Annotated in this window: 16 protein-coding genes; 7 read left to right on the forward strand and 9 right to left on the reverse strand. The window is 54.9% G+C overall.

What is annotated here, in order from left to right; translation table 11 throughout:
- The first annotated feature begins 11 nt into the window (after positions 1–11).
- Both IEW12_RS01205 and IEW12_RS01210 read left to right on the forward strand, forming a co-directional pair.
- Positions 12–947 (forward strand): DUF2167 domain-containing protein, encoded by a 936-nt coding sequence (locus IEW12_RS01205; protein WP_188564177.1) that lies wholly within the window; start codon positions 12–14, stop codon positions 945–947.
- A 100-nt stretch (positions 948–1,047) separates the two neighbouring features.
- Positions 1,048–1,758: a site-2 protease family protein gene (locus tag IEW12_RS01210; protein ID WP_188564178.1), complete on the forward strand. Its 711-nt coding sequence runs from the start codon at positions 1,048–1,050 to the stop codon at positions 1,756–1,758.
- Positions 1,759–1,804: 46 nt separating this feature from the next.
- On the opposite strand, the gene IEW12_RS01215 is transcribed toward IEW12_RS01210, so the two are convergent.
- From IEW12_RS01215 to IEW12_RS01235, 5 genes are all read right to left on the reverse strand, one after another.
- Positions 1,805–2,677 (reverse strand): CPBP family intramembrane glutamic endopeptidase, encoded by an 873-nt coding sequence (locus tag IEW12_RS01215; protein WP_188564179.1) that lies wholly within the window; start codon positions 2,675–2,677, stop codon positions 1,805–1,807.
- 132 nt (positions 2,678–2,809) lie between these two features.
- A complete protein-coding gene (locus IEW12_RS01220) occupies positions 2,810–4,855 on the reverse strand; it encodes a M13 family metallopeptidase (protein ID WP_188564180.1) in 2,046 nt (681 codons plus the stop codon).
- A gap of 50 nt (positions 4,856–4,905) precedes the next feature.
- On the reverse strand, positions 4,906–6,891 hold the full coding sequence (locus tag IEW12_RS01225) for a CocE/NonD family hydrolase (RefSeq protein WP_188564181.1): 1,986 nt from the start codon (positions 6,889–6,891) through the stop codon (positions 4,906–4,908).
- Between the two features lie 132 nt (positions 6,892–7,023).
- Entirely contained in the window at positions 7,024–7,260 is a 237-nt protein-coding gene (locus IEW12_RS01230; protein WP_188564182.1) for a hypothetical protein, read from the reverse strand.
- 44 nt (positions 7,261–7,304) lie between these two features.
- Positions 7,305–8,156 (reverse strand): PA4780 family RIO1-like protein kinase, encoded by an 852-nt coding sequence (locus IEW12_RS01235; RefSeq protein WP_188564183.1) that lies wholly within the window; start codon positions 8,154–8,156, stop codon positions 7,305–7,307.
- A 211-nt stretch (positions 8,157–8,367) separates the two neighbouring features.
- On the opposite strand from IEW12_RS01235, the gene arfB reads away from it, so the two are divergent.
- The 3 genes from arfB (at position 8,368) to IEW12_RS01250 (ending at position 10,541) form a co-directional block, all read left to right on the forward strand.
- The gene (gene arfB, locus IEW12_RS01240) at positions 8,368–8,766 is read left to right on the forward strand and encodes an alternative ribosome rescue aminoacyl-tRNA hydrolase ArfB (RefSeq protein ID WP_188564184.1); all 399 of its coding nucleotides are present in this window, start codon (positions 8,368–8,370) and stop codon (positions 8,764–8,766) included.
- Between the two features lie 132 nt (positions 8,767–8,898).
- A complete protein-coding gene (locus tag IEW12_RS01245) occupies positions 8,899–9,963 on the forward strand; it encodes a M14 family zinc carboxypeptidase (protein WP_188564185.1) in 1,065 nt (354 codons plus the stop codon).
- Between the two features lie 140 nt (positions 9,964–10,103).
- On the forward strand, positions 10,104–10,541 hold the full coding sequence (locus tag IEW12_RS01250; protein WP_229750846.1) for a hypothetical protein: 438 nt from the start codon (positions 10,104–10,106) through the stop codon (positions 10,539–10,541).
- 114 nt (positions 10,542–10,655) lie between these two features.
- On the opposite strand, the gene IEW12_RS01255 is transcribed toward IEW12_RS01250, so the two are convergent.
- The 4 genes from IEW12_RS01255 to IEW12_RS01270 form a co-directional block, all read right to left on the reverse strand.
- A complete protein-coding gene (locus IEW12_RS01255; RefSeq protein WP_188564186.1) occupies positions 10,656–11,612 on the reverse strand; it encodes a chemotaxis protein in 957 nt (318 codons plus the stop codon).
- 133 nt (positions 11,613–11,745) lie between these two features.
- Positions 11,746–13,116 (reverse strand): nucleotide 5'-monophosphate nucleosidase PpnN, encoded by a 1,371-nt coding sequence (gene ppnN, locus IEW12_RS01260; protein WP_308789104.1) that lies wholly within the window; start codon positions 13,114–13,116, stop codon positions 11,746–11,748.
- Positions 13,117–13,261: 145 nt separating this feature from the next.
- The gene (locus tag IEW12_RS01265; protein WP_188564187.1) at positions 13,262–16,033 is read right to left on the reverse strand and encodes a diguanylate cyclase domain-containing protein; all 2,772 of its coding nucleotides are present in this window, start codon (positions 16,031–16,033) and stop codon (positions 13,262–13,264) included.
- 164 nt (positions 16,034–16,197) lie between these two features.
- On the reverse strand, positions 16,198–17,160 hold the full coding sequence (locus IEW12_RS01270; protein WP_188564188.1) for a helix-turn-helix transcriptional regulator: 963 nt from the start codon (positions 17,158–17,160) through the stop codon (positions 16,198–16,200).
- Positions 17,161–17,715: 555 nt separating this feature from the next.
- On the opposite strand from IEW12_RS01270, the gene IEW12_RS01275 reads away from it, so the two are divergent.
- Together IEW12_RS01275 and IEW12_RS01280 are read left to right on the forward strand one after the other, a co-directional pair.
- Positions 17,716–18,600, forward strand: coding sequence for an NmrA family NAD(P)-binding protein (locus tag IEW12_RS01275; RefSeq protein WP_188564189.1), 885 nt, complete (start codon positions 17,716–17,718; stop codon positions 18,598–18,600).
- A gap of 78 nt (positions 18,601–18,678) precedes the next feature.
- Positions 18,679–19,569 carry a LysR family transcriptional regulator gene (locus tag IEW12_RS01280; protein WP_188564190.1) on the forward strand — a complete coding sequence of 297 codons (891 nt, stop codon included), beginning with the start codon at positions 18,679–18,681 and terminating at the stop codon, positions 19,567–19,569.
- Positions 19,570–19,606 lie beyond the last annotated feature (37 nt).

Consider the following 19,606-nt stretch of genomic DNA (forward strand, 5'->3'; position numbering starts at 1 on the left):
CCGGGGAATCCATGTTCAAAAAATCACAACTGGCGGCTGCCTTGTCGCTGGCCATGCTGCTGACACCTGTCTCTTACTCTGCAGACGCGCCTGCGAGTTCCGCCGTTGCAAGCGAATCCGGTAAAACAATGAGCGCCGCCGAGTTCGAGGCTTCGCTCAAATTCCAGCAAGGCAAGATCACACTCCCCGGCGGTATTGCGACCTTGAACCTGCCGCCCTCCTTCCGCTATCTGGGGCCGGATGATGCAGAACGCGTGCTGGTCGATGCCTGGGGCAACCCACCAGGAGCAAAGAGCCTAGGCATGCTTTTCCCAGCTGATGTCAGCCCGCTCAGCGCGAACGGCTGGGGCGTCATCATTACCTATAGCGAAGACGGCCATATCAAAGACAATGATGCAGACAGCATCAAATACGACGAGCTGCTGAAAGACATGCAGGAGTCCACTGTGGCCGCAAATGAAGAGCGCAAGAAGCTGGGCTACGATGCAATGACTTTGGTTGGCTGGGCTGAAAGCCCAAGCTATGACAAGACGACGCACAAATTCTATTGGGCCAAGGAGCTGGCAGTAGAGAAAACTGCTCAGCATTCGTTGAATTACAATATCCGTGTGCTGGGCCGCAAAGGTGTACTGGTGCTGAACGCGGTGGCCGGCATGGATCAGATAGGACAAGTCAGGCAAGAGATGCAGAATGTGGTTGCCTTTACAGAGTTCACCAAAGGCAATAGCTACAATGACTTTGACAGCAGTACAGACAAGGTGGCTGAATATGGGCTGGCAGCCCTGGTCGCCGGCGGAGTTGCTGCCAAACTGGGCTTTTTCGGCAAAATCTTCGCGCTGCTTCTGGCAGCCAAGAAACTGCTGTTCGTCGGCATTGTCGCCATAGGCGGCGCGGTCGCCAAATTTTTTGGCCGCAAGAAAAACGATACGGATAGCAACCAGGCCTGAGTGTTTTGCGGGAGCCTGCCTTTATGAGTCATGCGGCGCAGGCTCCGGTAATCTTCAACCAAAGCTGTCCTATCTCAAAATCGTCTGTCAGGAAATCTGGATGTTAAAACTTTTAGGCTGGCTCTTTGTTGCGGGTAAGCTGGGCAAACTGTGGCTAACCGGCGGCACCATGCTGATCTCGCTAATCGCCTATTCCTGGGTGTTTGGCTGGCAATATGCTGCGGGTTTTGTGCTTTTGATCTTTGTGCACGAAATGGGACACTATATTGCTGCGCGCCAGCGCGGGCTGGATGTCGGTGCGCCGACTTTCATTCCCTTTGTCGGTGCCTGGATACAGCTGAAAGAGCTTCCGCATGATGTAGAAACCGAGGCTTATATCGGTTTTGCAGGCCCTATTGCCGGCACGCTTGGCGCAATCGCCTGCTACTGGTATGCCCGCAGCAATGACAGCAGTCTGGTGATGGCAATTGCTTATTCCGGCTTCATGTTGAACCTGTTCAACCTGATCCCGATTTCACCGCTGGATGGCGGCAGGATCACCGCAATCATCTCGCCCAAAGTCTGGCTGGCGGGCGTACCCTTGTTGATTGCAATGTTCCTGTATCGGCCCAGCCCTATGCTGATCCTGATCGCGATCATGGCTTATCCGCAATTGAAATTGGCGCTGTCGAAGGACGCCGGCTCAGGAATGCCGGAAGGCTATTATGACGTGCCGATTAATACCCGCGTGAACTACGGCGTGCTGTACCTCGGCCTGGTCGCCTTTTTGGCTGTGATGAGCTACGAACTGCATGAGCAGCTCGGAGCGTGATTGCGTTATCGAAAAAAAGGAGTGGCGGGTCTCCGGTTCGCCTGCGCTAAGCTTGTTGCAGGTAAGGATAGGTAAAGAACAGAAAATGTACAGCGTTCAGCAGGAAATGCGCCAGGATCGCCGCTTCGATTTTCTTTGTGATCTGATAGGCATACGCATAGCCGATGCCGCTCAAAGTCGCCAGCAGGACGAATTTCATCCCGCCTCCCGCATGTGCCAGGCCAAACAGCACGGCAGAAACCACGATTGCGACTACCCCACCCCATCGTAGTTTTTTCAGTGTCCTACCTAGCCGGTCTTGCAAAAAACCTCTGAAAAATGCTTCTTCCGCAATACAGGTCAAGAACAAATTAGTCAGCAAAAAGATTGGTGTAAAGGCAGGCAGCTTGAAGTCCGGCTGCAGGCAGCCTATAGGAATGGCGGTTGCCATCACCAGTACGATAGTCATTCCAGCTACTGGCAGCGCGCGGCGAAAGGCTTCGCCCAATTCGGCAAAGGACATGCTTCGCTTGCACAGGAAAGCCAGTAGCACCAAGCCCACGGCGCCTTTATCAAAATTGGCGTATTGCCTGAATAATTCGGCATTGGCAGAGAATCGGCTGTCAGGGAGCAAAACTGGATTATTGAAGCCCGGCAATTTATGCATGGCCAGTGCTAATGCAATCATGGTAGTTATTGCGCCAAAGAGTACCCGCTGGGTCCTTGGGGCTTGCGGACGCACGACCAGATAGGCGCTAACGGTGAAGATTACCAAGGCGGCTACTGCTGCAATGTTCAGTATGCTGGCAAAAAGACCACTAATGACGCTGAGGCTGAATACCAGCAGCCAGGGATGCAAAGAAAATCGGGCTGTAATCGGGATGGGCTTTAACCAGGCTGCGCCGATGGCAAGGCCCAACAGAAGGAAGGTGGTGAGCAATTCTTATCCCGCAGGTATTTTGTATAGGATATGAATTGTACAAGCTTGCCGAACTGCCGGGGATGTCCGGTGTTGCAATCACGCCCTCCGTAGCGCTGAAACCGGCAGCTACGGAGGGGGAAACAACGGCTATTACCAGATATTGACGCGTTTACCGTCCGGCCTCAGCGGCGAACTTGCGGCTGGGCAGTTGAACGCCTGAGAAAACTCAGGCATGTTGGCGATCGGTCCCAGCACGCGGTATTTCTCCGGCGCGTGAGGATCGGTAGCCAGTTGCAAGCGCAGCTTTTCATCACGCATCAACCCGCGGAAACTCTGCGCGTTGGCGATAAAGAAGCGTTGCTCGACCGTGAGTCCGTCGATTTCCGCAGGCTGAGGCTTGCGTGCCTGGGATTTTCGCAACGCTGCCAGTGCAATCTTCATGCCGCCAAGATCAGCGATGTTTTCGCCGGCTGTCAGTTTGCCATTGATGTGCAGCTTGTCGATAGGGTTGAACTCATCAAACTGCTTTTCTATGGCCGTTACGCGCACCAGGAATTTTTTCTCGTCATCCTTGCTCCACCAGCTCTTCAGGTTGCCCTGTGCATCGTATTGGCGACCTTCATCGTCGAAGGCGTGCGTCAATTCATGGCCTATCGTGGCACCCGTATTGCCGTAGTTGGCAGCCGCATCGGCACCCACATGGTAGAGAGGCGGTTGCAATATACCCGCCGGGAATACCATTTCATTCATGGTCGGGTTGTAGTAGGCATTAACGGTCGGTGGAGTCATGCCCCATTCGTTGCGGTCGATGGGTTTGCCCAACTTGGCCAGGTTACGCTTGAACTCAAATTCCGCAGCGCGCATATTGTTGCCGGCAAACGAGGCAGTATCGATTTTCAATGCGCTATAGTCGCGCCACGTATCTGGATAGCCGATCTTCACGACCAGCGTATCCAGCTTTTTGTACGCCTGCTGTTTGGTTGTGTCAGACATCCATTCCAGCTTGCCGATACTGTCGCGCATTGCATCCTTGATGTTGCCGACCATTTCCAGCACACCGGCCTTTGCTTCAGGGCCGAAGAATTTGGCGACATACAATTCACCCATGGCTTCGCCCATGTTGGCATCAATATTGGTCAGGATGCGTTTCCAGCGTGGCTGTAACTCCTTGGTGCCCGCCAGCGTGCGGCCGTAGAAATCAAAATTCGTGTTGACGAAGGCAGTAGACAGATCCTTGGCCCTGGCGTTGACCAGATTCCAGCGCAGATAAGTCTTCCAGTCGGACAAAGGCAGGCCATTCAGCATTTTTCCTGCTTCTGCAAAAAACTTGGGTTGCCCTATATTGAATTGTCCCGGATCAGCCAGACCCAGATCCTGGAAATACACATTCCAGGCGGTTTTGCTGTCGACTTTCTTCAGGCCATTCAAATCCAGCAAATGGTAGCTGGCTAGGGGATCACGCAACTGCACCTTGGTCATGGATGCCTTGGCGAGACGTGTTTCCAGCGCCATCACCGCGGCGGCATTTTTCTTTGCTGCTTCCGGTGTATCGCCAAGCAGGCCAAACATTTTTTCCACATAGGCCAGGTATTGCTTGCGGATCTCGACGGTCTTCGCATCAGTCTTCAGGTAATAGTCGCGGTCAGGCAAGCCCAGGCCGCCCTGCACCAACTGAGGGATATAGCGCGTAGTCTTTTTTGCGTCCTGGTCGATGTAAAAATTGAACAACGAGCCGACGCCTATCTGGTGCTGCCTGGCGATCAACGGTAACAACTGGTTGCGGTCGCTGATGGCATCTATCTGCGCCAGTTCGGCGGCCAAGGGCTTAAAGCCTTCAGCCTCTATCCGGGCCTCATCCATGCCGCTGCGGTAGTAAGAGCCTACCAGGCGGGATGCAGCGCTACCGCTGTCAGGTGTGGCAGCCGCAGCCTCGGCGATACCCTTGAGCGCAGCCAGATTGCGCTCGGTTACTTCGTCATACGCGCTATAGCGCGAACGATCCGCAGGAATAGGATTTTCCGCCAGCCATTTGCCGTTTGAATATTTGTAAAAATCCGTGCAGGCATCCACGCTCTTGTCCATGGTTTGCGACTCAAGCACCAGGTTATTAGAAGTGGCTGCGTAGCTGGAAAATGACAGGCATAGCAGACTTGCCAGCAGGCTACGGCGGAAGATGATTTTATTGTTATGTTTCATGTTTTCCCTTTTGTTTGATCTTATTTCTTATTTATGGTGCGTTCATGCGCTTATTTTGCAGTCGGCAATACCTGAACCGCTATGCCGGAATACTGGGACGGCGCATGGAATACCCGCTGTGTCGCCTTCTGGAAATCCTCGGGTTTTGCATGCGGGATATCGACAAAGGTCTGGGGATTCAGATCTACCAGCGGGAACCAGGAGCTTTGTATCTGTACCATGATCCTGTGACCGCGCCGGAAGGTATGATTGATATCAGGCATGTTATAGCTGAGGCTTTCCACCTTGCCCGGCGTGAAGGCTTCGGCTTTCTCAAAACTGTTACGGAATTTGCCGCGCAAAGGCTCGCCGCGCACCAGTTGCTGATAACCGGCCATCGTCAATGACGGCGGAGGCACGTCGCTGCCCCTCTCGGCACTATTCTTTACCGCTGGGTACTCTGGCGGATAAACGTCAATCAGTTTCACGACCCAGTCTGCGTCGGTACCGGTAGTCGACACAAATAATTTAGGTATGACCGGTCCAACCAGCGTGACATCTTCTTCCAGTACATCGCTGCGGTACACCAGTACGTCCGGGCGGGTGGACGCGAAGCGCTGATCTGATACCATGTATTCTTTAGGGACGGAATTAGTGGTGTAGCCGACGAAAGGCACAGGTTTCTTCGGATCGCTGATGTATTCATCGTAGGCGGAGCCGCTGTTTTCCGGTTGTTGCCAGCTCAGCTTGCCGTTAGCGCCCAGATACAGGGTGCGGTTTTGCGCTTGCTGAGGCGGCCAGGCGGCGTAGGTCTTCCAGATATTGGTGCCGGTTTCAAATACATGTGCTTCCGGTTGAGGTTTCGCTGCACCATCCTTGCCACCCTTCAGGTATTGCTCGAAGAATGGGAATACGATGTTCTTGCGATAGTATTCCGAGGTTTTTGCGTCAAAGCTGACGTTGCCCAGGGATTTGCCGTCACCGCGAGCCCAGCCTCCGTGCGACCAGGGGCCGATGACCAGGCCGTTATAAATTCCGGGATTGTTCTTCTTGATGGCGCGATAGGTGGTAAATGGACCCTGCACATCTTCCGCGTCATACCAGCCGCCAACCGTCAGAACGGCGGCGTGGATATTTTTCAGGTGGGCCGAAATATTACGCGTCTTCCAGAAGTCATCATAGGTCGTGTGCTCTATGGTCGGCATCAGCAGTTCGCGCTGCTTTGGTGTCAGCGTACCGGTGATGTTTGGCAGCGTCAGCTTAGACAGGAAAAATTCATAGCCGTCTTCCGTGCCAAAGTCAAAACCGTCCCAGCGCTTGGGAAGCGTCGTTGGATTTTGCTCTTTGGTGAATGCGGAATAAAAGCCGAAATTGGCAGCCAGCATGAAGGCGCCACCGTGATAGGAATCGTCACCCATATACAAATCCGTCACAGGCGCTTGCGGTGATGCCGCTTTGATCGCAGGGTGGGAATCTATGATACTGGCCGAGGTGTAGAAGCCACCGTAGGAAATTCCCCAGATGCCGACCTTACCGTTATTGTTAGGTACATTCTTCAGCAGCCATTCCACGGTGTCGTGCATGTCCTGGCTTTCGTTGCCCTCGCCTGCTTCGCGTTTGGCCTTTTGATGCGGGGTCATTTCCTGCCAACTTCCCTCGGACATGTAGCGGCCGCGCACATCCTGGTTGACGAAAATATAACCACTGGTTTCAAAATCGCGGGATGGTCCTAGTGCAGGAGGATAGTAATCCACACCATAGTGAGATTGCCCCTGGTCATAAACGCCGACACCGTAAGGCGTGCGGCCGACCAAGAAGGGGTAGGACCTGGAGCTGTCCTTGGGCACATACACCACCGTAAAGAGGCGGGTGCCGTCACGCATGGGAATACGGTATTCGTACTTGGTGTAGTGCTCGCGCAAATCGTACTTGGATGCTTCGGCCGCGTCCGCAGAAGACTGCGTGGAGCTGTCGGCGAAGACCGGCAAGGAGAGCAAAGACAGGGAGATGGGCAGGACGAGGAGTAATTTACGGGACAGCTTACGGAAACGTGCCATGGCTTCTTTCAGGGGGTGTTATTGATTTATGTATAGTCGCTTCTTGAATAGAATGCGGCCCGATACCGGCAAGGTTCGGGCCGCAAGAGTGTATAGACAAGCAATCTGGATTTTTTATCCCGGATTTTTGCCTTATTTTGATTTATTTTTGCGATATATCTCGGGGCGGGACTTATTTCTTTGCTCAAAGACGGTTTTTGCGTCCTGGATCGCACGTTCCTGGGTGCGCATCGCTGGGTCGTCGTCGTGCAGAGTAAAATAGTCTGCCGCTTGCGCACGCATCACGTATTTGATCGCCGCCTCATCGGACAGCTTGTACATCTCTGTCAATAAGGTGGTCACTTCGTCCAGGTATTCTTCGTAGGTCATTCTTCAACTCCAATCAGCCCATTTCAGGGGCATTACTATATTAATCATATTCCATGCTGCTGGAAGCGGGAACGTTCGTCCTCGGCTTCGCGGCGGGCAATTTCCATCTCTCTCATGACGGCGCCGACATCTGCAGGCCTATGGTCCAGCTTGACCCTGCCGGTCAATATGCTGTCGGGCTGCAATAAACCAGCCACATACAGTTTCCAGATTTCCTTGCCATACTGGCTGCTCGCCAGTTGCGGCGCGAACTGGCTGAAGTAATTGGCCAGGTTGGCCACATCGCGTTCCAGCATCATCTCCGCACTGGTATTGCCTGCGGCATCCACTGCCTGCGGCAAGTCAATGATGACCGGGCCATGCTCGTCTACCAGGATATTATATTCCGACAAATCGCCATGAATGACGCCGGCACACAGCATCAGCACCACCTGTTTCAGCAATTGCGCATGGTAATCCAGCGCCAGCGCTTCGGTCAGCACGACGTCATTCAGCCTCGGGGCCGCATTACCGCCGGCATCGGTCACCAGGTCCATCAGCAATACGCCCTCAAAGCAGATATACGGCCGAGGTACGCGCACTCCGGCGGCGGCCAGACGGTACAAGGCATCAACTTCGGCGTTTTGCCAGACTTCTTCCTGCATCTTGCGTCCGTAGCGCGTCCCCTTTTCCATCGCACGCGCCTGGCGGCTGTTCTTTACCTTACGCCCTTCCTGGTAAGAGATCGCCTGCTTGAAGCTGCGCTGGCTGGCTTCTTTATAGACTTTGGCGCAGCGTATTTCTTCGCCGCAGCGCACGACATACACGGTCGCTTCCTTGCCGCTCATTAATTGGCGCAGGACTTCGTCTATCAGCCCCTCGTCGACCAGCGGCTGTACTCTTTTTGGGGTTTTCATTGAAAATGTTGACTTCGAAATAATCCGAAAATTTGCGGACAACGGAGTGTAACAAGATATGCAGGCTAAAAGTGGCATGGGAAGCGCTTAATACGCCCCTCACCTGCTATAAAAGCGGCTATCGGCCGGAAAATTGCTGCAAAGCCTATAAAATGCGGGCTTAAGATGGAAAATAAAACGAAAAATAAGACGAAAAACCGGATTGAACTAAATGATTACCCCTATTCCCGAGCATGAAGTCGAATTGACCGCGATCCGCGCGCAGGGAGCCGGTGGACAAAACGTCAACAAGGTTTCCAGCGCCATCCATCTGCGATTCGATATTGCTGCATGCTCCTTGCCTGAAACAATCAAGGAAAGGCTGTTGAAACTGAACGACCAGCGTATCACCAAGGACGGGGTGGTCATCATCAAGGCTCAGACCCAAAGAAGCCAGGACAGGAACAAGGAGGAAGCACTGCTGCGGCTCCACGAGCTGATCGCGAGCGTTGCGACGCTGCCGAAAACACGGCGGCCAACCAGGCCCACCCGCGGCTCGCAAACCAGGCGCCTGGACGGAAAAAGCAATCGCAGCATGATTAAAGCGATGCGAGGCAAAATTTCGGACTGAATTTGGATTGAAGTGCATCGAAATACGTGGCAAAAACCGCTGCAAAGGTATCGCCGGGATAGCCTTATGCATGGAATGCGAGGATGATAGTAAGAATCCGAATACCTGAAAAGGAATCGCCTCGCTACCGCCATGCTGGAACATAAACTCCCTGAACTGCTAGAGCTTGAGCGTCTGATCGGATTGATACAGAAGGCGGTTGGGCAAGCTAAAGAATTGCATCTGGACGTCAAGACGGAGTGCGAGATATCCATGGGCAAGCGACAGTTGCCTGTCTATTCAATTGCGATGGGCAATCCGGACAAGGATGTTCCCGCAGTCGGCTTTTTTGGCGGCATTCATGGACTCGAGCGCATAGGCACTCAGGTCTTGCTCAGTTTCCTCGGCAGTTTGCTGGAACGTCTGCGCTGGGATCATCTATTACACCAGCAATTGGAGCGGGTCAGGCTGGTTTTTATGCCCCTCATCAACCCCGGGGGCATGTATCAATCGACACGCTGCAATCCCCGTGGCATCGACCTGATGAGAAATGCCCCTGTCGATGCACTGGATAAAGTACCTTTTTTACTGGGCGGGCAAAGGATCAGCCATCACCTGCCCTGGTTCCGTGGCGCTGCCGGCGCACCGATGGAGGTGGAAAATGAAGCACTTTGCAGGGTTGTGCGGAAAGAGTTGCTGAGCCGACGATTCAGTATTGCACTGGATTGCCACTCCGGTTTTGGCCTGCGCGACCGCATCTGGTTCCCACACGCCCATACGGTGAACCCCATCCTGCATTTGCCTGATATCTGTGCACTGGAAGACTTGTTCAGCCAAAGCTACCCGAACCACAACTATATTTTTGAACCGCAAAGCCGCCAATACCTGACCCATGGCGACGTCTGGGATTATCTCTATCTGGACTCCGCCGGCGCCGGCCAGGTATTCTTGCCGCTGACGCTGGAAATGGGTTCCTGGTTGTGGGTAAAGAAAAATCCGCGCCAACTATTTTCCCGGCAGGGCATGTTTAATCCTGTCGCCCGTCACCGCTTGCAGCGGGTCCTTCGCAGTCATACAGTCTGGCTGGATTTTCTGGCCCGTGCCGCCTGCGGACACCAGAACTGGTTGCCACAGGGAGAGGATCGCGACAAGCACCAGTTGCGCGCGTATGCCCGCTGGTATCCCAAATCGGCGCCGGCGCAATCATTTCAATCCTGATTGTTGTCTTGCGGATAGTGCATGTATCGCAGCTAAACAATTGGTTACAAGCTGTAAATTGGGCAAGCATGTCAATATTTCCGAACTACACTACAATATGAGAATGTAATGTGTCCTAGGGACGTCTTTGACAGAGGTTTATGATGAAGTGGATTAAATCGAGCTTGCTGATACTCATTGCCCTGAGTGCGGCAACAGCGAGTGTAACTTGGGCAGCACCGGGACGTGGCGGTTGGGGCGGCCATGGCGGCTATTATCACGGCGGCGGATATTATCATGGTCCACGCGTAGGTTTTGGACTCTATCTGAATCCTTTCCCTTTGTATTATGGCCCGGCTTATTACCCGTATTCTTATTATCCGGAAGTCGTCGTCAGCCCTGGCCCGACCACCGTGTATGTGGAACCGTCCGCAACCATCAGTGGCCCTACCTACAGCACAAGCGCGCCTTCCAGCGTGCAGCCGGGACAAACCAGCGACTGGTACTATTGCCATAATCCGGACGGCTATTATCCGTCCGTGAAAACCTGCCCTTCCGGCTGGCAGCGAGTTCCGGCCCAGGCGCCTTCAGATCGCTGAGCGGCAGCATGTAGAACACTTAAAAGTTACTGAATAAAAAAGAGCGCCAGTTTTAAGCTGGCGCTCTTTTTTTATGTCTTGCGTATGCCTTATTTTCGGGCGTATTTTCCAGACTTACTTGCTGACCACTTCACGTATCGTGGCAGCCAGTTCTTCCGCCACAAACTTGGCGACGTAGGCATCGGCTCCCACGCTCTTCACGTGATCCTCGTTTGTGGAACCGGACAAGGAAGAATGAATGACTACCGGCAGAAACTTGAAGCGGTCATCCTGCTTGATATTACGGGTAAGCGTAAAACCATCCATCTCCGGCATTTCCAGATCCGTCAGCACCATGGCGACCTTATCGCGCACTGTCTTGCCCTCGACGATAGCTGCAGCGGAGATGGCCTGCAATTTTTCCCAGGCTTCCTTGCCGGTCTTGGTCATCACATAAGGGGCGCCCATCGCAGTCAATGCCTGCTCTATCAGGCCGCGCGCTACCGCAGAATCATCCGCAGCCAAGATCACAGTACCCGGCTTGAGCAGCAATTTCTTCATATTCGCCGCATCGACTTCCTTGCCGTCGCTAGGAGTAATCGAGCGCAGTATTTGTTCCACATCCAGCACCTGGGCCAGGCGGGTATTTTCTATATCTCCATCCAGCCGCGCGATGCTGGTGACCATGCCGCCACCTGCGCCGCTGGATTCTGCCGACAATACCTGGCTCCAGTCCAGACGGACAATTTCTTCGACCGACTCCACTGCGAAGCCCTGTGTCGTACGCGCATACTCTGTCACCAGCATGATATTCAAACCGGTTTTCGGTTTGCAGCCGACGACGGAGGGGAGATCGACGACAGGAATCACCTGCCCGCGCAGATTCACCACGCCCAGCATGTGCGGCAATGCGCCTGCAACTGCGGTGATAGTCGGCATGGCGACGATTTCGCGCACCTTGAACACATTGATACCAAACAGCTCGGAACGGTCGCCAGTGGCATCGGCACCCAATCTGAACAATAAGAGTTCAAACTTGTTGGAGCCGGTCAAATTGGTGCGTTCATCCACTTCCTGTTGTACTGTGCTCATTTTTTGTCTTTCCGATTGATGTTGGTTACCTTGTAAATTCCTGGTCTTGATTCATCTTCTCGCCAGTCTATTTCCAACACTTGCTTCCGCTTCACGCAACTCCCTAGCCCTGAAGCAAGTTCTGCCCATTATCCTATTTTATGACGCGATAACAAGGGGTATATGCCTTACCGGGCAGTTTCATGCGATTTTGCGCAACAAATGATGCCAGTAAAGCATCCATAGCCTCCATGATCTGCACATCGCCGCGTATTTCGAAGTGGCCGAATTTTTCTATCGCGCGTATGCCCTGGTCTTTGACATTGCCTGCAACCACGCCGGAAAATGCACGCCGCAGGTTTGCCGCCAGTAAATGATTGGGCTGGTTCTTGTGCAACGCAAGATTGCGCATGTTTTCATGGGTGGGCTCAAACGGTCTTTGAAACTCTGTATCAATTTTTAACATCCAGTTGAAATAATAGGCGTCGCCGGTTGATTTCCGGTATTCACGCACCTGCCGTATGCCTGCAGCAACTTCTTGCGCCACCAGCACAGGATCGTTGATGATAATCTTGTAACGCCCCTGTGCTTCCGACCCCAGTGTGCCGCCGATGAATTGATCAATTTGCCTGAAGTAATCCGCAGCACTTTCCGGGCCGGTAAAAATCAGCGGTAACGGCATGTCCGCATTGTCAGGATGCAGCAGGATGCCCAATATATACAGGATCTCCTCTGCAGTACCCGCACCACCTGGAAATACGACGATGGAATGCCCTATCCTGACAAAAGCTTCCAGGCGCTTCTCTATATCCGGAAGGATGACCAGATCATTGACGATAGGATTCGGCGCCTCTGCCGCAATGATGCCGGGCTCGGTGATTCCCAGGTAGCGGCCGGTGCTGATGCGCTGCTTGGCATGGCCTATGGTGGCACCCTTCATCGGGCCCTTCATTGCCCCTGGGCCGCAGCCGGTGCAGATATCCAGTCCGCGCAAGCCCATCTGGTATCCGACTTCCTTGGTGTAGTCATATTCGGCGCCGGAGATGGAATGCCCTCCCCAGCACACGACCAGGTGCGGATTGACCAGCGGGCGGATTGCGTTGGCATTGCGCAGTATGTGAAAAACTGCGTCGCTGACGCCTTCGCTGGTATCGAGATTGAATTTGGGATTGGACGCTATTTCGCCATTGACGAAGATGATGTCGCGCAGGACCGCAAACAGGTGCTCCTGTATGCCCTTGATCAGCACGCCATCCACGAAGGCAATCGCCGGAGCACCTCTTACATCCAGCTTGATGCCGCGCTCGCGCTGGATAATGCTGATATCGAAAGTCTTGTAACGCTCCAGCAATTCCTTGCCGTCATCCAGGCCGCTGCCTACATTGAGCACCGCCAGCGAGCAATTGCGGAAGATGTTGTAGAGCCCACCGTGGCTGTTATCCAGTAATTTGGCGACTTCCGCCTTGGACAGCACATCCATGCGCCCTTCAGGCGATATCTGGGTATCGATGACTTCATATTCCATAGAGCGCGTTTCCCTCGCTGATCTGTTCAAAAAAGCAAAAGGCGACCCTTGATAGCGTCGCCATTGTCTAAATGCCGGCCGCAGTGCGGCGCTTGATTGCAGTGTAAATCTAAAATTTAATAATATCTACTGGACCTGTCAGGTTTTACGCGATTGCCGGCGCCATCAGGTCCAGCGCACTCCTGATTTCGTCTTCCGTTTTGTTGGATGCCAGGCGCAGCTCCTGGTTCAGGATGACCTTCTTGGGGTCGGCCTTCAGTGTGCACAAAAGCAGGTCGGGCCAGGCATGGGCTTCGCCGAAAAGGCCGACCCAGCCGTTCCGGCCAGCGTGTTTGACTGTGTACAGGGCAATATCCGCGATGTCTATCACGTCTTGCCAATTGACCGCGCGCGGCTGGCTCGTGACAAACGGATAGCAGGCAAATCCCACCGAGCATGTCTGGCTGAGCTTGGTGTGGTCATCTATCGTGAAGAGCTGGTCTGCCACTACCGCACATACGCGTGCAGCCAATTCGTCTGCGCTCTCGCGTGAAACGCCGCGTGCCACGATCAGGAATTCCTCGCCACCCCAGCGTATCAGATAGTCCGAATCGCGGAATACTTGCTGCAAACGTTGCCTGATCTGTACCAGAATAGCGTCGCCTGCTGCATGCCCATACTTGTCATTGACTTGTTTAAAATGATCAAGATCGACCAGGAACATCAACAAGTCGGCATCCTTGGGCAGGCTGGCGCCCGTCGCCATGCTGTCCTGGTAGCTGCGTACGCTGATAGTCACGTCTGCTTCTATGTTTTGCGCCAGGAAGCGGCGATTCCGCAGGCCGGTCAAAGGATCGGTAAGGCTGGCATCCTCCAGTTCGCGTAAGGCTTGCTCCAGCTTCTTTTTGGTTTCCTGCAGATCCCGGTGTGCGTTTGCATTATCCAGCGCGATGGCTCCATAGGCGCAAAGCGTACGGAAAATCAGGCGCTGCCGTTCGCCGTAGGCATCCTGGTTGCCGGACTTGATCGACATCGCACCCAGCACACGCTCCCCGACGATCAAGGGGCCGAACAGCGCTGTGCGGATCTGTATAGAGTCGGCAGCACTGGGCAACTGTTCGCCGGTGTTGCTGGTCGCATCCAGGTCCAGCAGTACTTCTTGCCATTCAGCGATGCAGCGCCGCGCATTGTAGGCATCCTTATAAGAGGCTGCGTTGTAGTCGGGGACGACAACACCGTTCTCTACGTGGTGGCACAGATCCAGCGCTTTTCCGTCAGGACCAAGCAGCCAGATGGACAGGTGCGACGCATCCAGCAGAGTACCCAGGTGGCGGTGCAAGGCATTGCATACATTCTCAGGATTCAGGTTGGCAGTCAGCTCCTGGCCGATTTTGCTAAGCAAATCCAGTGTGTGCGAGGTTTCGGTCAGCGTCGCTGCAAGCTGCTGGTGATGCTCCGCTGCGGCTTTCGCGCGCTCGGTTTCATGCCTCACCTGCATCAGCGTGGCCCAGTTGCTCGCTTGCTTGTTGCGTTCGCGCTGGTCGGCAGCAATCGCTTGCTTCGCATAGTCAAACGCTTTTTTGCCGTCGCCGATGTTGGACCAGGCCTCACCCAGTGCAAGCAGCAGCTTGGACGGCGCCAGCCATCCCTCTATCTCGGCCCCAACCCTCAGAGCCTCTTCCAGATAATGCAGCACGGGATTAGGCGCTGTCATGCCGGCAGGCAGCGGCAAGGTATGCTGCCTGTGGATTTGCGCCAGCGCTTCACGCAGGTCCACGCTCAGCGCGGCGTAATCCAGTTCCTTGATCAGTGTGCGGGCTTCGGCGATCGCATCCAGGGCCTCGCCGGATTTGCCGGCGGATGAAAGTGCGCGTGCCTGGCAGATCAGGTGCTCGGCCAGGCTATTGCGCGATCCAGCCTCCCGGTATAAGGCAATGGCGACATCGAACATTTCCGCAGCCTCGGTAGGCATGCCGCGCTCCAGCAGCGTGTGTGCCAGCTCGCCGTGCGCCACCGCCTTGCTGATGCCGCTTTTGGTGATATTGAATCCCTGCAGGGCCTCTTGCAGTACCACATGGCTTTGCTCAAGCTGGCCGAGGTGACGCAGCAATTCTCCCAGGCGCATCAGGCTAAAGCCTATCAGCGCGGGCCATCCTGTCTTGCGGGCGGCGGAAACCGCCCAGTCGTAGCAAGCTGCGGCTTCATCAAAGTCGCCCAGTTTTTGCAGCGCTGCCCCGGCATTGGCCGACGCCATGATAGACAGGCGCACAAGGCCGGCCTCTCGCGCCAGTTCACTGGCGTGGTAGAAGAGGATGGCGGAGCGCGTCAGTTCTGGCGAAAATAATATCTCCCCCCTGGCTGCAGTGATCAGGGCTTCCAGTGCGGGATGTCGCGGCTCCACAGTATTGGCCTGCAGCTCCTGCAGCTTGATTTCTACCGCCTGTGGATTTGAAAAAGATTCCAGATACAGATACCAGGCCTCGGCCAGGAAGCGGTTGAGTGATTCGCCTGCCCTGTCATAGTTGGACACAGCTGCTTTGGCAGCCCGCATCGCGTTTTCCATCTGCCCCTGCTCCAGGGCAATGACGACCTCGCCCAGCAAGGCATCGCCTTCTCCGACGATATCATTGACCGCGTTGAAGCCGGCCTTTGCTTCCGTCAACAAAGTTTCCGCCTTGCTGAATTCGCCAAGCAATGCCGCGATTTCCGCGCGGCTAAGCGCAATGCGCGCACGTACAGCGCGCCGCTGGTCCGGCATCAATGAGCTGTTGCGCAACAGGGTCTCGGCCTCATCCAGCAACTGGGTTGCCGCCCGGCTATCGCGCTGGCGTTGATGCCATGCAGTAGCAACAAGCAAGTCGAGCCGCGCCGGACCTGCCAGCGTGGCTAGTTCAGCTTTGAGACGTTCTACTTCCTCATCAAGGGCATACAGATACATGGGTGTGAAATAAATGCAAACAAACGACTTATTATGCCCGTAATCTATGACAGTTTTGTTGTTCTCTGGAATTATCTTTATATTGCCGGGGTTTATTCAGATTTTGATTCGAAAAAACGACGGGATAGGATGACACACTGCAGCATCTGACAGCTAGTGTGCGCTCATTTTGCGGCCTGCGCTATCGCCAATAAGCTGATTGCGCAATCACGCAACGCCAAGGACAGTTCCGGCGGGTGCCGTATTTCAAATGGTAAAGGCAAACGCGCGAGTTCCCGCGCATACCAGTGCAGATCCTCGGTCTGGCTATGTAGAATCACCCCTTCATCGGCGGCTTCCAGCACGCCCATCCATTCAAACAATTCTTCCTTGACGGTTTTCAAATCGCTTTTCAGCAAAACTTCTACCGCAAACGCCCTGGGCATTGTTGCTATGGAGAAATTAAGATGAGCAACTGCATCAAAGTCTTCCGGCCGCTGGAATTTTTGCTCCATGATGGCAACGTCCAATACCCTGTCCAGGCGGAATGAGCGCAGGTCTTGTCGTAGGTGGCACATGCCAAGCACGTACCATGAGCCGTTTTGATAGGCCAGCGCATAAGGATCAACATCCCTGTTGGTCAGTTCGTCGGTGGCAGACATATATCGCATGCGAACTCTTTGCCGCATTTGGGCCGCGCTGCTAAGTCCGGCCAGCGCATCATTGCTGCCCGGTGCGTTCGGCCGCGGCAAGTCCAATTTGACAGTTTCATGGACCGCCCTCACCCGTTTTTCCAGCCCCGGAGGCATTACCCTTTCCAGCTTTGCCTGCGCGCTTGCAACTGCTGGCGCGGCTTCTGCCATTCCCAGGCTGCGAGCAGCAAGCAAGCCTATGGATAAGGCCAGCGCCTCGTCATCGTTGAATATCATCGGCGGCAGCTTGAAGCCGGCTATCAGCGCATAGCCGCCATACCTGCCACGCTCGGCGGTAATAGGAATGCCCAGCTCTTCCAGCATGACGATATAGCGCCGCAGCGTGCGTCCATCCACGTCCAGGCGCCGCGCCAATTCGGCGCCGCTCATGCGCCCGTGGCTCTGCAGTAGTTCCAGCACGGTCAAGACGCGAGTGGTCGGTCGATAGGTATGCATTCTTAAAAATAGTCGCTAATGGCCAGTGGTAGCTTTATATGTAGATTGCGCGCGTTTGGAATATGGCGTGCTGCAGGTTCGCATCATGCCACCCCAGCCTCCCCAGTCTTCTCACCCACGGCATGGGGATACACGGATGGGAATTTCCAGAATCACTGGCAAATCGAAATTTGTTCGAAATAGTATCACCTGCCCCTTGCGAACCAAAATGCACCCATACAAGTGAGCATTTTCTGTTTTTCTGTTCATTTGAGATCGCTTGCATGAACCCTTGTGCAGCAAAGCCTCTCAGCTAGCTGCTCGTCAAAACCGCCGGCATGCCGGTGTTATCGGCAACACTGCCCGTAATACAGCCCGCAACACAGCCCATTTATGCTTGATCAAGATAAGTGAAAGCCGAAAATGACGGCTACCGGCCTATCAGCCAAAGCCCGATACTGAATCCCAGCTTCACCGCCAACGTGCATTCCAGCATGCCATACGGTAGCCCAATGCGATATCAACGCCGCCTGAACCGCGGTACCAAATCCCTCTCTTTTTATTAAAGGAATTATCATGATTACCAAAGTACTGATCTCCGGCGCCACTGGCGACACTGGCCGTTCTGCTGTCAAGGAATCCCTGACCCTGGGCCTGCAGGTGCGCGCCCTTGTGCGCAAACTCGACGCACGCTCCGATGCTCTGGCCAGCATGGGCGCCGAAGTGGTGGTGGGAGACATTCTTGACCTGAACTCCATCAGCGCCGCAATGAAAGAGGTAGATGCCGCCTATTTCGTCTATCCAGTTGCCCCCGGCCTGATCCAGGCTGCAGCCTACTTTGCACAGGCGGCTAGGGAAAACGGGGTGAAAGCGGTGCTTAACCTGTCGCAACGCTCAGCCAACCGCGAATCCGCCAGCGACTCCTGCCGAGACACCTTTCTTGCTGAGGAAGTCTTCAACTGGTCTGGTGTGCCAGTGATCCATCTGCGCCCGACTTACTTTCTGGAGTGGCTGATGTACCCATGGCAATTGCCCTTCCTGCAGCAAGGCATATTGCGCATGCCCACCGGCAAGGGGCGTCACTCGCCTATCGCAAGTGCAGACCAGGGCCGCGCCATTGCCGCCATCCTGAAAAATCCGGAGGCCCACATCGGCAAGACAATCAACTTGTCAGGCCCTGTCGAGATGAACCATGAGCAGATGGCTGCCGAACTCAGCACAGCCCTGGGCCGCAAGATTGTCCATCAGGACTTGCCGATAGACGAGTACTGCACGTCGATTGAAGCGGTGGGCGTGCCGCCTTATATTGTGCAGCACTTGCGCGGCGCGATGGCGGACTACCACGTCGGCCGCATGTCAGGCGCAGACAACAACATTGAAGTTATTACCGGCAAGGCTTCGATGACCGTGGGTGAGTTCGCTCAAGCCAACATCGCCGTATTGAACGCGACGGCGGTTTAAGTTCCCGCCCCGGGGCGCCATGCAAAGCGTGCTAGGATTCATACTCCGGCAGCATCAATCGGCGCCCCAGGAGCGAAAATGACGGACGTTCAGACCTATAAGCTCTACTCTCGCGTGGCGCGGCTAGGCAGCTTTTCAGCCGCAGCCCGCGAATGTGGCCTTGCTCAATCGCAAGTGTCACGCATGATCGCTGAGCTTGAAGCCAGCCTCGGCGCGCGCCTGCTCGCCCGCACCACCCGCGCCGTCGTTCCGACCGAAGCAGGAATGGAATTCCTTTCCCGCATAGAATCCATCCTGGCCAGTCTTGAAGACGCGGAAAACAGCATACGTGAAACCGGTGAACTGCGAGGTACGCTGCGCATCGCCATGCCGTCTACGCTGGCCATACGCGTGGTGCTGCCGCGCATGGCGGCATTCACGGAACGCCACCCCAACCTGCAGATGGAAGTCATGCTGGATGATAAACGCCAGGACATGATACGGGAGGCGGTGGATGTCGGCGTCCGCGTCGGCCCCCTGCCCGATATGTCGGGCACCGCCCGCCTTATCGGAATCATGCAGCGCGTGGTCGCAGCCTCGCCAGGCTATCTGGAACGCCATGGAACGCCGCTCTGTCCCGAAGACATCCTGCGACACCGCATTGTCGGCGGCCCGGCGGGCGCGCATGCGACCTCCTGGCAATTCGAACGGGAAGGCAAGCAGGAGTCCATCGACCTGCGTCCTCAAATGTCGGTCAACGACACGGCCGGCGCACTTGCCGCCGCAGTGGCAGGACTCGGTATCATCTCTACCACATCCTGGGCATGCCGTACGGATATGGGCAGCGGTGCGCTGGTGCAGTTGTTGCCGGACTGGAAAATGGTGGATTTGCCCGTGCATGCTTATTTCCCCATGGGCCGCGCCACACGCATGGCTGCACGCACCTTCGTTGAATTTATTGAAGCGGAATTCGCCAAGGGCCAGGGCTAGACGCCATTCATGCTGCACCAGGATAAGTGTTAGCCCA

The sequence above is a fragment of the Parundibacterium terreum genome (genome assembly GCF_014636315.1).
Lineage (GTDB): Bacteria > Pseudomonadota > Gammaproteobacteria > Burkholderiales > Burkholderiaceae_D > Undibacterium > Undibacterium terreum.